Source organism: Treponema sp. OMZ 798 (assembly GCF_024181385.1).
Taxonomy (GTDB): Bacteria; Spirochaetota; Spirochaetia; order Treponematales; family Treponemataceae; genus Treponema_B.
The window spans coordinates 1,342,228-1,356,314 of sequence record NZ_CP051305.1 but is presented as its reverse complement, the minus strand read 5'-3'; the positions used below and the strand labels follow the sequence as shown (position 1 = coordinate 1,356,314).

The 14,087-nt window shown below is 37.9% G+C and carries 14 protein-coding genes; 9 read left to right on the top strand and 5 right to left on the bottom strand.

The window, feature by feature from the left end; genetic code table 11:
- Positions 1-19: 19 nt before the first annotated feature.
- The 3 genes from purQ to E4O07_RS06380 form a co-directional block, all read right to left on the bottom strand.
- Positions 20-835, bottom strand: a complete 816-nt coding sequence (gene purQ / locus E4O07_RS06390; protein WP_253730601.1) for a phosphoribosylformylglycinamidine synthase I — start codon at positions 833-835, stop codon at positions 20-22.
- The gene (locus tag E4O07_RS06385) at positions 835-1,536 is read right to left on the bottom strand and encodes a late competence development ComFB family protein (protein WP_253688035.1); all 702 of its coding nucleotides are present in this window, start codon (positions 1,534-1,536) and stop codon (positions 835-837) included. Before E4O07_RS06385 ends, purQ begins: the two co-directional genes overlap by 1 nt.
- Before the next feature lie 71 nt (positions 1,537-1,607).
- Positions 1,608-2,846, bottom strand: a complete 1,239-nt coding sequence (locus tag E4O07_RS06380; protein WP_253688034.1) for an HD domain-containing protein — start codon at positions 2,844-2,846, stop codon at positions 1,608-1,610.
- Positions 2,847-3,051: 205 nt separating this feature from the next.
- On the opposite strand from E4O07_RS06380, the gene E4O07_RS06375 reads away from it, so the two are divergent.
- Positions 3,052-3,762 carry a flagellar filament outer layer protein FlaA gene (locus tag E4O07_RS06375; RefSeq protein WP_253688033.1) on the top strand — a complete coding sequence of 237 codons (711 nt, stop codon included), beginning with the start codon at positions 3,052-3,054 and terminating at the stop codon, positions 3,760-3,762.
- A 21-nt stretch (positions 3,763-3,783) separates the two neighbouring features.
- Positions 3,784-4,518, top strand: coding sequence for a flagellar filament outer layer protein FlaA (locus E4O07_RS06370; RefSeq protein ID WP_253688032.1), 735 nt, complete (start codon positions 3,784-3,786; stop codon positions 4,516-4,518).
- Positions 4,519-4,592: 74 nt separating this feature from the next.
- Here E4O07_RS06370 and E4O07_RS06365 read toward each other — a convergent pair whose 3' ends face one another.
- Together E4O07_RS06365 and E4O07_RS06360 are read right to left on the bottom strand one after the other, a co-directional pair.
- Entirely contained in the window at positions 4,593-5,258 is a 666-nt protein-coding gene (locus tag E4O07_RS06365) for a DUF8091 domain-containing protein (RefSeq protein ID WP_253688031.1), read from the bottom strand.
- A 24-nt stretch (positions 5,259-5,282) separates the two neighbouring features.
- On the bottom strand, positions 5,283-5,522 hold the full coding sequence (locus E4O07_RS06360) for a hypothetical protein (protein WP_253688030.1): 240 nt from the start codon (positions 5,520-5,522) through the stop codon (positions 5,283-5,285).
- 167 nt (positions 5,523-5,689) lie between these two features.
- Here E4O07_RS06360 and E4O07_RS06355 point away from each other — a divergent pair, with 167 nt between their 5' ends.
- From E4O07_RS06355 to E4O07_RS06325, 7 genes are all read left to right on the top strand, one after another.
- Positions 5,690-7,414: a cation:proton antiporter domain-containing protein gene (locus tag E4O07_RS06355; protein WP_253730600.1), complete on the top strand. Its 1,725-nt coding sequence runs from the start codon at positions 5,690-5,692 to the stop codon at positions 7,412-7,414.
- Between the two features lie 286 nt (positions 7,415-7,700).
- On the top strand, positions 7,701-8,123 hold the full coding sequence (locus E4O07_RS06350; RefSeq protein WP_253688006.1) for a nucleotidyltransferase substrate binding protein: 423 nt from the start codon (positions 7,701-7,703) through the stop codon (positions 8,121-8,123).
- Between the two features lie 29 nt (positions 8,124-8,152).
- Positions 8,153-8,464 (top strand): nucleotidyltransferase family protein, encoded by a 312-nt coding sequence (locus E4O07_RS06345; protein ID WP_253688005.1) that lies wholly within the window; start codon positions 8,153-8,155, stop codon positions 8,462-8,464.
- 21 nt (positions 8,465-8,485) lie between these two features.
- Positions 8,486-9,787, top strand: coding sequence for a phosphoenolpyruvate mutase (aepX, locus tag E4O07_RS06340; protein ID WP_253730599.1), 1,302 nt, complete (start codon positions 8,486-8,488; stop codon positions 9,785-9,787).
- On the top strand, positions 9,788-10,924 hold the full coding sequence (gene aepY / locus E4O07_RS06335) for a phosphonopyruvate decarboxylase (RefSeq protein WP_253730598.1): 1,137 nt from the start codon (positions 9,788-9,790) through the stop codon (positions 10,922-10,924). It begins immediately after the preceding gene.
- The gene (locus E4O07_RS06330) at positions 10,917-12,767 is read left to right on the top strand and encodes a 2-aminoethylphosphonate aminotransferase (RefSeq protein WP_253688004.1); all 1,851 of its coding nucleotides are present in this window, start codon (positions 10,917-10,919) and stop codon (positions 12,765-12,767) included. Before aepY ends, E4O07_RS06330 begins: the two co-directional genes overlap by 8 nt.
- Before the next feature lie 94 nt (positions 12,768-12,861).
- Positions 12,862-14,079, top strand: a complete 1,218-nt coding sequence (locus E4O07_RS06325; RefSeq protein WP_253730597.1) for an ATP-binding protein — start codon at positions 12,862-12,864, stop codon at positions 14,077-14,079.
- Positions 14,080-14,087: the final 8 nt, after the last annotated feature.

Below are 14,087 nucleotides of genomic sequence, written 5' to 3'. Positions count from 1 at the left end.
CCTCAAAATATTTCTTTTTTTATAGAACATAATTGACTCCGGCCTTCCACATATCAAGGCAGAGTCTTGTGCGTTCCTTTTCTTTTTCCGAATCCCTTTCTCTTATAACTACATTATTTTCGGGATGGGGCATGAGGCCGAGCACATTTCCTCGTGTATTGCATATGCCGGCTATATCTGCAAGAGATCCGTTAGGATTAAAAGGGTACTCTCCGTTTGCAGGAAGGCCTTTTTCGGCATCCCTTCCTCCGTAAACCAGCGCAACCTGTCCTTTTTCAAATAAATCATCAAGAGTTTTTTGAGAATCGGTCAAAAAGCGTCCTTCGCCGTGGGCTATTGGGCAGTGTATATTGCCTTTTAGGTCCTTTGTCCAAATACAGTTTGATTTTTGAGGAATCATAGTTGTAAAGCAGCATTCAAATCTTCCCTGTTTATTATAGGTTAGGGTAGCTTGTCTGTTTTTATAGCCGTCCTTATCCAAAATAACCTTTCCGTCTTTTTCTTTTCCGGGGAGGATGCCTGACTTTACCAAAACCTGAAAACCGTTACAAATGCCTATGACCGGCTTTCCCGTTATTACGAATTCGCTTACCTCATCAAAAAAGTAATTGCTTAAATCGAGGGCAAAAAGCTTACCTGCTCCAAGGGCATCTGCATAAGAAAAGCCGCCCGGAATTACAAGAATTGCATAATCCTTCCATTTTTTTTCTTTTGCTTTAAGTTTGTTTATATGTACAATCTCAGGTTCTGCTCCGGCAAGTTCTAAGGCTCTTGACGCATCTCCATCCCTATTTGTACCTGTTGCGTGTAATACTAAGGCTTTAGGTTTCATCATTATTCTTCCTCACTGTGTTCGCATAAAAATAAATTTTTAACTTTATAAAAGTTTGAAGAGTCCAAAGGAGACTTTATCTTATCATCAGCCTTTACTTCAATATCAAATGAAAAATTGGTCGGATCAAAACCTTCTTTTTCGGCCCTAAGAACAAAAATGAATTTTTGTACATCTCCTGCCTTTTCGGCCGGTATGGATTTCGGACAAAATGTATAAGCTCCCGGAGTCTTATTAGATATTGTATAAGGGTTGTCCCACAGAATACTCATCTGGGGTACAAGTTCTCCGTTCATTTTAAGACTGACCACAGCATCTTCCATAGGATTAAAGTTGCTTCCGTCTAAGATATTTCCTGTTATGGCAGGAAAATTAAAAACCGGAGTATTTTCGTCTTCGATTATGGGCTCATGGTCATGAGGCCTTTTTGTAGAAAGTACCCTGTGCATACCCTCAATTACCAAACTTGTAATATCGGCCATGATCTGGACCTTTTCCGTTTTTTCAAATTTTAAAAAGTGAGCAAGGCCTCTCCCGGATTTGATATAGCGGGGTTTAACCCGGTTGAGTACATAGCACATGGTGTCAACTCTGCATTGCATACAACTGCATGTAAGCCAGCTTTCTTTTTTTTCTTCGGCTTCATCAAATAGTTTGTTGACTTCGGTATATACCAAGTCTTCCATAACATTATGAATGATCATAAATACTCTCCTTAGGTTAATCGGCTCATCTTTTTTTCAATATCGACGATTTGATTTATTCTACCCGATATTTAAAAAATCGGCAAGATTGTTTGCTTAAGATTTGAGGTTTTTTTATGAATTTTATCCGAAACGGCTATCCTTATTTTTCTCAAAGAAGGAACAAGGGTTTTGATAAATTCCTTTGAAAACACGGTAGAACTTTCGCTGAATACCTTCTTTTCATCCTCTATAAATAAGTCCGATTCAAAAGAAATTTGTTCAGGTATATCTATAACAATCTCCTCACTGCCTATTTTAATTCCGGTTTTATTTGAAAAATATTCTGCTAAGGTTTCTTCTGCCGTTCGGCGTTTGTACAAGTCTTCCAAATTTCTGTGCTTCGGATTCTCACCTTGAAAGGCTTCCTCGGCTATAATATGATAGATTTTACCGAGCCTTAAATCTTGGGCCGGCTTTTTTTCGGGATAGTTAGTCTTTTCCAAAAGTCTGAAAATCCCCTCATCATCTTGATGATATAGGTCTTCGGGAGAAAATTTTTCCCTTTCGATTCCTGTAAATATGGCTTTTTTCATCATAGCCGTTGCTATACGCACATCCTTGTGCCAGTAAACCGACTTATACATAAGATATTTTGAAAAGAGGATACTTTCTACGCTTAATATTGCCTTTGATTCTATCTTTATGCCGTTTTTTTTGTCGGGAATGAGCTGTGAAAGGATAAAATCCGTATCCTGAATTCCGTAAGGTACTCCGCAATAAAAGGCATCCCTATTAAGATAATCAAGTTTATCGGGATCTAAGACACCTGAGAGCAGCTTTTGAAAAAAAGCGGTTTCGGCATCATCTTTGCCCTCACCGGTTATTATAGCTGCTGTCCGCTCGGGGGCTGCTCCTGTTTTGGTTACTTCAGAACGCAGAGGTTCTTTTAAAATAAGCTCTCCCGTAAGTTCCTCATGCTCTTTTAGCTTTAATTCTTTAAGGGAATGGGTAAAAGGAAAATGGCCGAGGTCGTGGAGGAGGGCGGCCGCTAAAAAGGACATAGCACCTTCCTTTGAAACCCAGACATCAGCTCCTTTTTTTAACAAAATATTGAGCATTTTTAGGGCTATATTGTAAACTCCGATACTGTGCCCGGCCCTTGTATGGCTTGCACCGGGATAAACAAGCTCTGCCGGGCCCAGCTGTTTTATATTATATAAGCGCATAAAGGGGGCTGTCTTTGTTACGGCATATAATTCATCATTCATCCATATGTGCTTCCATATAGGATCGCGGATGGGTTTCGAAAAATCGTTTAATTCGGTCATAAGGTAATTGATATTCTAACATAAATTTGATATAATGTCGATAACAGGGATTTTATGTTTGAATACCCCTGTAGAAACGGATTGAATTTGCCGATACTCACTATGTGTACTTATTTTGTAGAAAATATTGTTTTTTGTTTGACAAATAATGTTTTTTACAATATAATACAACACAGAGTTTGAAACGAAACAAAAGGAGTTATACATGAAACATGGCGGTTTAGTTTTTGCGGGCATTGCTTTAATGTTGTTGTTCGCATTTGCACCTTTAACGGCGCAGCAAGGTTCGATTAATTATCAAACTTATATGGTCGATACATTCGATAATCCTGACGGCCAGGGTTGGGCTTATCAGGCTGTTGGAAGTAAATTTATTACTGAAGGTTATCCCAAGGTTCAATATCTTAACGGAATGCCTCATGCAGTAAAGGTAATGAATGATGATGCTGAAAATGCTAAATTTCTTGGGCTCGAGTTTAAATTTAACCGAAAAGGCGATAACTGGGTAGATATTGTTCCCACCAAAGACGGTAAACCCTATGAAATGCCCTTTAAAGGAAATGTTCACCGATTGGATATGTGGGTTTGGGGTGCCGGTTATTATTATAACATAGAAATCCTTGTCCGGGACTGTGAAGGAAGAACTCATACATTACCCCTAGGTTATGTTAACTTTAAAGGCTGGAAGAATATGCATGTGACAGTTCCTACAAGCATACCTCAGGCATCCAGATATCTTGGAAATAAAAATAAGATGACTTTTGTAGCTTTTAGAATCAGAACTGCTCCTTTTGAAAGAGTTGATTCATTTAAGATATTTTTTGATGAATTTAAAGCCTTGACGGATGTCTATGTCGATTCTTATGACGGCTACGAATTGGCTGATCAATCTTTTGACGGTGAAAAAACCGAATAGGCTCAGCGTGGAGGTTAGATAATGAAAAAGAGTATAGCTATAATTTTGTTTTTGGTAGGTTTTGTTGCATTTTCTTTTGCCCAGCAAAATGATTTTTCTACAATAGATGCTGCTGATCCCAATAAAATCGGTATTGATTCTGCCGAGCAGAGGATTAAAGAAGTTTCTATTGAAAAGTTTGAAAGTGAAGGTACTTGGTATGCAAAGATGTCGGCTGATGAAGGTGTAATCCGCTCCAGACTCTTTAACGGTAATCCCATGAATAAGAAGCCTATTCCTGCAGAAGAAGGGCTTGAGCTTACCGATGAAAAAGTTCTTGGTGTAAAAGTTTCTTTTTATCGACGCGGTTATAACTCCTTTGAAGTTCATGCAACAAAGGCTCTCCCTGTGGAGGGAATTGCAAAGACTGCAAGTGTTTGGGTTGTAGGCCGAAGTTATCCCCACACAATGAAATTGATAGTAGAAGACTTTTGGGGAAAGAGATTTGAGCTTTATGTAGGAAAACTCAATCATTCCGGTTGGAAGCTGATGACTGTCGCTATTCCCCCGCAGAATTCTGCCGGAAAGACAGGTATCATCCAAAAGGACTATCACTACGGCACAAGCATGGGACTTAAGATTGTAGGTTTCCGAGTTGAATGTGATCCTGAAGAAGCTTATGGTCATTATTACATCTACTTTGATGATCTTCGCGTTGTAAGCGACTTATATGAAGTTGATATGCGCGATAAGGACGATATGTCGGATAACTGGTAAAAATTTTCCTTGAAACTTTAAGTTTTATCATAGAAAAAGGTTAAAAACTCCTATGGATGTTTTTAACCTTTTTTTTATATCTTCTTATAAAGCTTAAGCCTTTCTCTTTTGCCCTCTGCTTGTACAAGTTCCGCCTTGCTTAAAAACCAGCTTGTATAAGAAGCATATTTTTTTGCTCCAATTTTTTTTATATCTTGGTTTGTAAATTCTTCAGGGAGAAGACCCAGGACTTTTTTGCATATAGCCTTCATATTCTTGTAGTCTTCGGTGCTGTGTATTTTTATAAGTTTTTTATTTATGACTCCGGGGCGGTAAGCTCTTCTTTTTTTAGCTCCCGTATCAGTTTTTATAATCTCAGCGCTTATATATACAAGTTTAAAGCTTAAGTTTTTATTGTCTATCAAATGATAAAGACCTGAAAGTTCTTTAAAGATTTGAAAAAAGGATCCGTGTTTAGGGCTTTTTCTCCTATGCCGTGTTGAACCGTCCTCATTTAAAACTTGTATATATGAATCGATTGCTATGGGGTAGATGATTAAAACCTTGTGAGCCGGTAAAAATTTTTCTAACTTTAATCTTAAAGCGCTTAAATTTGCGGTTTGTATTTCTATTACACGTCCTGTATCGCAAAGAATATCGCAGATGCTGCCTAAAAGAGGCTGCTCCATTTTTCCGTTTTTTGGACAAAAGTATTCTTTTAGGCTTTTATGCAAGTCACTTTCGTTATAGGTATTTATCATTTGGTTATAGATGATTGTGAGTCTTTAGACATAATCTAAAAGCTCTTCGGCATCAAGCTGTTCTACAACATATATAATTTGAACTATTCCGCGATTTTCGATAGTGCGTTTACTTTGTACCTGATAAACTATCATCTTATTTGTAGGAAGTCTCTGAGGCAGCTCGTTTCCGTTAATGTCTAAAAAGGCTCCTATGGATACCGGGCCTCCTATTTCTTGTTTTTCTCCATCAGGGTAAATTATATAATATTCATACAGGGTCATAGGAGGAGTTTACACTCTTTTTAAGTCCTTGTCAATTTAGCGAAAACTTTTGTTTCAATCTATCCGAATAAAAACACTATCCGATAAAAAACAAATATTAAAAAATTCGAGCTTTTCTTACATAATCGTATTTACATTTTTTTTTGAAAGGGATAATATTTATGATTATGAATAAATTGGCTGAATTCCTTCCCGCTTTTATGCAGTTTTCACGGCTTGAAAATACAAATCTTATTTTACTTTTGGGCATAATATTGCTTTTAGGTGCTCTTGGAGGAACCGTTTTTAAAAAAATAAAGATTCCTCAGGTTGTAGGTTATATTGTAATCGGTATAATAATAGGGCAGTCCGGTTTCCAAATTTTGTCGGCACAAGTAATTACTGCCTTGGATCCCTTGTCAAGCATTGCCTTAGCTCTTATCGGTTTTTTAATCGGTGGGGAATTAAAAACAAAGGTAATCAAAAAATACGGAACGCAGTTTGTCGGTATATTGATTTTTGAATCCATAGTTCCTTTTATAACGGTTTCTATAGTAATTTCTCTTGCTGCATATTTTGTTACAAAGAATTTTGCCGCCTCTATTTCTTTAGGTTTAATTTTGGGTTCCATATCTTCTGCGACAGCTCCTGCTGCAACTACTGATGTCTTGCGCGAAAACAGGACAAGAGGACCCTTAACAACTACCGTCCTAGGCATTGTCGCCATGGATGATGCCGTAGCCCTTGTGTTATACGCCCTTGCTTCTTCAATAGCGGCTTCTCTTTTGGGAGCTCAAACTGCAAGCTTTGGAAACCGGATTCTTTTGCTCTTATACAATATTTTTGGTTCTATCTGTTTGGGAAGCCTGATAGGCTTTTTGTTAAGTTTGATTATAAGAAATATGATGACGGATTCAGGAAGAATTTTGGGCTTTTCATTGGGCTGTCTTCTTCTTTCCACAGGTATTGCTTATCTTCTTAGTCTGGATACCATCTTAGCTGCAATGGCCTTAGGCTTTTTTATGGTTAATTTTGCTCCTGCAAAAACTCGTTCCACCTTTACCTTGGTAGAAAATTTTACGCCTCCCATTTATGTGCTTTTTTTCGTTTTAGTCGGGGCTAAATTGAACATTTGGAATGTAACACCCTTTGTCGGTTTTTTGGCTCTTTTATATGTTGTTTTGCGTACCTTAGGAAAGACAATAGGTTCTATTTTGGGTTCATGGATTACAAAGGCTCCCGAAACTGTTAGAAAATATCTGCCGTTTTGTCTTTTAAGTCAGGCAGGTGTTGCCATCGGTCTTTCTATTTCGGCGGGACATGATTTTTCAGATACGATAGGTCCTACAATCCTTCTTATAATTACTGCGACAACCTTTATAGTTCAGCTTGTAGGTCCTATTTGTGTAAAATACGGGGTAAAAAGATCCGGAGAATGCGGTCTTGATGTTACCGAAGAGGATTTAATGAAGACCTTATCGGTTGGGGACGTTATGCTAAACGGAAAAACAATTTGTTCTCCCGATTCTCCTGCAGTTATTCCTGAAAATGTTCCCTTAAGTGCTATAATAGGTTCATTTAGCCGCAGTCCTAACCTAAATTATGCCGTTCGAAGCAGTGACGGCACTCTTGCCGGTATGATAAGTTTGGAACACCTGAAGGAAACCTTAACAATGACTGCTATTTATGACTGTGTTTTTGCCATGGATATCATGCAGCCTGCCGATATCGTTTGCTCGGAAAAAACAGGCCTAAAAGATTTATATGAGCTTTATACCGAAAAAGATATCTATGCTGTTCCTATAGTCGGCGATAATGGAGAACCTATTGGTATGGCTGAAAAAGATACCGTAGATCATTTTTTGCACAGAAAAATAATAGAATTGCATAAAAACGACTATGATCAGGAGTAAAAGCTGGTGTTTTGTTTTTTATTTTAAGTAGGTGTAACCTATTGAAAATCTTTGTTTTTTGTAGTATTATCACAGTGTATTAAAGTTTTTCCGGCATTGGAATCTGTTTCGGCGATCTTTTGCAGGCAGCTGGTCATTTTTTTTAAGATGAGCTTTTTTATAAAAATTATAAAAAAGCAAAGGTTTCTTATGCTCTTTTGAAAAAAAGAGCTTTTTTTATGCGTGAAATCTTGTTAAGCTGCCTGCGGGAGAGTGATTAATCTATTTAAAGTTTTTAAGAGTTAATATGATGAACCATATCGAAAATATCCGCTGGAAACAGCGCTTTCAAAATTTCGAAAAAGCTTTTTTGCTCTTAAGGGAAATTGTCGAGTCAAAAGATAATTTATCCGAATATGAGGCTATTGTTCAGGAAGGTATTGTACAGCGGTTTGAATATACTTTTGAACTTCTCTGGAAAACTCTAAAGGATAAGATGGAGTTTGACGGCATTAGTTTTGAGCGTATATCACCTAAGTATGTTTTTAAGGATGCTTATAAAAGTAAATATGTAGATGAAATTGATGTTTGGATTGAAATGACTAACAGCAGAAATTTGATGAGTCATACATACGATTCTTTAAAGCTCCTCGAAATATTAAAAAACATAAAGGAAGCTTTTTATCCTGAAATGTTAAAAATGTACGATTATTTTAAGAGTGAAATATAGCCGGGGCGCTCTAAAGACCGGTGTGTGTTATGAAGTTTGGGCTAACGGAAACTCAAGAAAAAATATTGATTGGTATTTTAAAAAAACACATTAAAAGCGGAGAGACAATAGTTTTCGGTTCTCGTGCAATGGGTACCAATACCGAAAGAAGCGATATAGATATAGCACTGAAGAGTGTTGAATTTTTTTCACCTTATTCGCTCGGCGATTTGATTGACGAAATAGCTGAATCGGATTTTCCTTACTTAGCTGATATACTGATTTATGAGGAAATTACCAACCCTGCCTTGAAGGAGCATATTGATAGGGTAGGAATGGAGTTTATAACAAAAGAAATTTAAGTTTTATTGAGGTATTTATATATGCAAAAGAAAGTATATTTGGGACTTACCGGTGATATCATTCACCCGGGGATTATTAACATCATTACCGAAGGTGCAAAGCATGGGCATCTTATAATAGGCTTATTAACAGATACTGCTATTGTTTCGCATAAAAGACTTCCGTATCTCACTTATGAGCAGCGTAAGCAGGTTATTGAAAATATCAAGGGTGTAGGCGAGGTTATTCCTCAGGAAGATTGGTCTTATATTCCGAATTTAAAAAAGCTTAAGCCCGATTTTATTATTCACGGCGATGATTGGAAAATCGGCTCTTTAAGCAAGATTCGGGATGAAGTCATCGAAGTAATGAAAGAGTGGGGCGGCAAGGTTATTGAAGTTCCGTACACAAAGGGAATCAATTCAAGTGCGCTTGCTTCAAACATGCACAGCATAGGCACTACTCCCGAAATAAGAATGAAAACACTCCGCCGTCTTATCGAGGCTAAGCCTATTGTCCGTATAATGGAAGCTCATTCAGGTCTTTCCGGACTTATAATAGAAAATCTTGAAGTGCAAAAAGATGACGGTGTACACCGCTATGACGGCATGTGGTCTTCGAGTTTAACTGATTCAACCAGCAAGGGAAAGCCCGATATAGAAGCTGTTGACCTTACAACACGTTTACAAAGTTTAACCGATATTCTTGAATGTACCACTAAACCTATTATTTACGATGGGGACACAGGAGGCAAAACAGAGCACTTTGTTTTTACTGTTCGGACCCTTGAGCGTAACGGAGTTTCTGCCATCATAATCGAAGACAAGGCAGGGTTAAAGAAGAACAGCCTTTTTGGAACTGAGGCAAAACAGGAATTGGCTGATGTAGGCGATTTTTGTCATAAAATTTCCGAAGGAAAAAAGGCACAAGTTACAAAGGACTTTATGATAATAGCCCGTCTTGAGTCTCTTATAGCAGGTCATTCTGTCGATGAAGCCTTGGAACGGGCCTTTGCCTATGTAAAGGCAGGTACCGACGGCGTTATGATTCACAGTAAGGAAAAGCACGGAAACGATATAAAAGAGTTTTGTGAGCGCTTTAGAAAGGAATACGAAAAGGTTCCCATAGTTTTGGTGCCTACTACCTATAATCAGTTTACCGAAAAGGAATTGGCTGCGTGGGGAGCAAATATAATCATCTATGCCAATCACATGTTAAGAGCTTCTTATCCTGCTATGTTAAAAGTTGCTCAGACCATCTTAGAGGCAGAGCGTTCACTGGAAGTGAATGACCTGTGCCTTTCGATTAAACAAATTTTGGAACTTATTCCGGGGACTAAATAAATGATAAGACCTCAATTTTTTTATGAACTATTAAAAGAAAATAGAACCGGCTTTTTTACGGGTGTTCCTGATTCCCTTTTAAAAAGCTTTTGTGCCTATATTACGGATAATGTAGAAGGTAAAAACCATATTATTGCAGCCAATGAGGGGTGTGCCGTAGGGCTTGCTGCGGGGCATTATTTTGCAACAGGAACCGTTCCTCTCGTCTATATGCAAAATTCGGGTTTGGGAAATACGGTCAATCCTCTTCTTTCTCTTGCGGATAAGGAAGTATATTCAGTGCCGATGCTGCTGGTAATAGGTTGGCGCGGGGAGCCTAATGTGCATGATGAACCTCAGCATATAAAGCAGGGTAGGGTTACTTGCTCTATCCTTGATGCGATGGAGATACCCTATTGTATTCTTTCGGATGAGGAGGGTGAAGCAAAGGTTCAAGTTGAAAAGGCTTACTCCCGTATAAAGGAATCAAGCTCTCCCTATGCGATTATCGTACGTAAAGGAATTTTTGATTCGTATAAATTAAAAGCGAATGAGGTTGTTCCTGCCGAGATGAGCCGCGAGGAAGCAATCGAAAAAATAGTTTTAAGTGCTCCTTCAAGTTCTTGTTTTGTTTCTACAACGGGAATGATCTCAAGGGAATTATATGAACTGCGTGATAAGCATGGCCAAGGTCATGCCAAAGATTTTTTAACTGTCGGCTCAATGGGTCATGCCTCTCAAATTGCTCTAGGAATTGCTTTAAGTAAGCCCGGTAAAAAGGTTTTTTGTATAGACGGAGACGGGGCTGCCATTATGCACCTAGGCGGTTTGACTTCAATCGGTTCACAAAAACCTAAAAACATGATACACATAGCTTTAAATAACGGAGCACACGATTCGGTCGGTGGTCAGCCTACTGTAGGTAGAAAAATAAATCTTTGCGGTATTGCCTTTGCCTGTGGGTATACTAAGGTTGTAACCGTTAAAACTCTTGAGGAACTTGAAGCTCAATTAAAAGACTTGTCTTCAGCGGAAGGAACCTTTCTTATTGAAGTCTTGGTATCAAAAGGTTCAAGATCTGATCTAGGACGGCCTAAGTCTACTCCTATCGAGAATAAAAAAGCTTTTATGGAGTTTTTGGAGGGGAAACATGATTAAACAAGCTGTAATTTTAGCCGGAGGTTTAGGCTCCCGTTTAAAAGATAAAACCAAAACCATGCCTAAGGGTTTTTTAGAAATAGGCGGTACTGCAATTGTCGAGCAATCTGTAAAAAAACTTCTTGCTCACGGAATTGAGAAGATTGTTATCGGAACGGGACATTGCAGTGAGTACTATGAGAGGCTTGCCGAAAAATATCCTGCAATTATAACGGTAAAAAATGAAAATTATGCAAATACCGGCAGTATGGGAACCCTTGAAGTTTGTGCTCCCTTTGTAGACGAAAGTTTTTTAGTTTTGGAGTCCGATCTTATTTATGATTCCATAGGTTTATTTTCTCTTATAAACGATGCTCGGAAAAATCTTATACTGGCAAGCGGTGCTACCCGGTCCGGTGATGAGGTTTATCTAGAAGCTGACGGGAATGCTTGTCTTACAGGGCTTTCAAAAAATAAAGACGTTTTAAAAAATATTTTCGGAGAGCTTGTCGGCATTACAAAGCTGACCAAAAGCACATTGAATAAGATGTGTGAATTTGCAAAAGCCCATCACAACGACTTACCTAAGATGGAATATGAGCATGCTCTTTTAGAAGTTGCTAAAACCGAAACTCTTGCAATAAAAAAGATAGAATATCTGGCTTGGCGTGAAATAGATAATGAAGACCACTTAGAGATGGCTGTAAAAAATGTTTATCCGCGTATAATCGAAAATGAGCAGCTGCGTGCCGTACGCCGAGAGGTGCTGCTTAATCCCGGTCCTGCAACTACTACCGACAGCGTAAAATATGCCCAAGTTGCAGCCGATATTTGTCCGCGTGAAAAAGTTTTCGGCGACTTAATGCAATGGCTCTGTGATGAGCTAAAACTTTTTGCTCTTTCGCCTGAAACCAATCCCGCTGATTATGAAACCGTTATGTTCGGCTGTTCCGGTACGGGTGCCGATGAGGTTATGGTTTCATCATGTGTACCCGATACGGGTAGACTTTTGGTAATAGATAACGGATCTTACGGCGCCAGAATGGCTAAAATTGCCGAGATTTATAAAATTCATATGGATGTTTTTAAAAGCTCGACATATGAGCCTTTGGATTTACAAAAACTTGAAGCCGAATTTGCAACAAAAAAATATACCCACATTGCCTGTGTTTACCATGAAACAACGACTGGACTTTTAAACCCCTTGCATATTATCTGCCCTATTGCAAAAAAATACGGTATGGTAACCTTGGTAGATGCCGTAAGTGCCTATTGCGGAATGCCTATGGACTTAAAAACGCTTGGTATCGATTTTATGGCTTCTACCAGCAACAAAAACATTCAAGGAATGGCAGGCGTAGGTTTTGTTATCTGCAATAAGACAGAGCTTGAAAAAACAAAAGATTATCCTATGCGGAATTATTATTTAAATCTTTATGACCAATACGCCTATTTTGCAAAAACACACCAAACCCGCTTTACACCTCCCGTACAAACCATGTATGCCCTGCGTCAGGCTGTGCTAGAAACAAAACAGGAAACGGTTCAAAAGCGGTATGAGCGTTACAGCGAATGTTGGAATATTTTGGTTGCAGCCGTTAAAAAGCTCGGACTTAAAATGCTGGTAAAAGAAGAACATCAAAGCAGGTTTATAACGGCAATCTTGGAACCCGAAACTCCCAAATACAGTTTTGAAGCCTTGCATGACTTTGCTTCGGAAAATAGCTTTACTATCTACCCGGGAAAACTAGGCAATATCAATACTTTCCGCATTGCCAATATAGGCGATATTCAGCCGAAGGAAATGCGCAGATTTACCGTAAAACTTGAAGAGTATATGAAAGGTATTGGAGTTGGGGTATAATATTCCATTTATAATGGTATAAATATGTTGATGGTATCGACGTATTTATGCCATTGCTATTGACATATTTTAATTTTTGTGTATACTTTTATATATGCAAAAGGCGAAATTAAAAGAGATATATTTAAGTCAGGCTGAAAGTATAAAGAATACCGATGACGGTGTTTTTCGATTTGCTTTAAATTTTCTTCCTGATATAAAAAATCATGCTCTTGTTATAAGCGGTGTAAGAAGGTGCGGTAAAAGCACTTTATTGCGTCAATTTATAAAAAAGGCCGGAAAACCGTTTTTCTATTTAAATTTTGATGATTTGCGTCTGCTTGAATTTTCCGTTTCGGACTATGGAATCTTAGACGAAATAATAGATGAAACCGGTATAAAACTCATCTTTTTTGATGAAATTCAAACTGCAGTAAACTGGGAACTGTATGTACGCCAAAAACTTGATCAAGGTTTTAAAGTGGTACTTACGGGTTCCAATGCTTCACTTTTAAGCAGGGAGCTGGGGACAAAACTGACAGGAAGACATATTGTTAAAGAACTTTTTCCTTTTTCATATTCCGAATACTTAACTTTTTCAAAGACAAAAAGAGGATATAATTCTTTTAAGAAATATTTTCAAATGGGCGGTTTTCCTGAGTATTTAAAATTAAAAAACCCCGAAATTTTAACACAGCTTCAAAAAGATATTTTATACAGGGATATAGCTGTCAGGTACAATGTATGGGATGAACGCTCTTTACAAAGACTCTATATTTTTTTAGCTTCACATGCAGGTTCTTTGATTTCTCCCAGCAAACTAAAAAATGTTGCCGGTGTAAAATCTCATACGACAATTTTGGAATATTTTTCGTACTTTGAAAACTCGTATTTATTGAGTTTGGTTCAAAAATTTGCATGGTCGCAAAAAGCGCAAAGCCTTGCACCGAAAAAAGTTTATTTTACGGATATAGGTTTTATACGCACCGCCGGTTTTGCGTTTAGTGAAAATGCCGGGCATATTTTAGAAAACTTCGTATTTAACGAGTTGCGTAGAAAATACGGCAGTTTTGACGATAAGCAAATTTATTATTATAACGAAGGTAATTGTGAATGTGATTTTGTTATCAATCCGTATACTACCCCTATGTGTATTCAAGTGTGCTTAAAATTGGAGCATGATAACACGGAGCGGGAAATAAAAGGCTTGTTATCTGCAATGGATTTTTTCAAATTGAAAAAAGGAATAATCCTTACGGAAAATTCGCATGATGTTTTTGTGCAGGAAGACAAAAGAGTTGAAATCATGCCTGCATGGGAATATTTTGAATAATTTTTAAG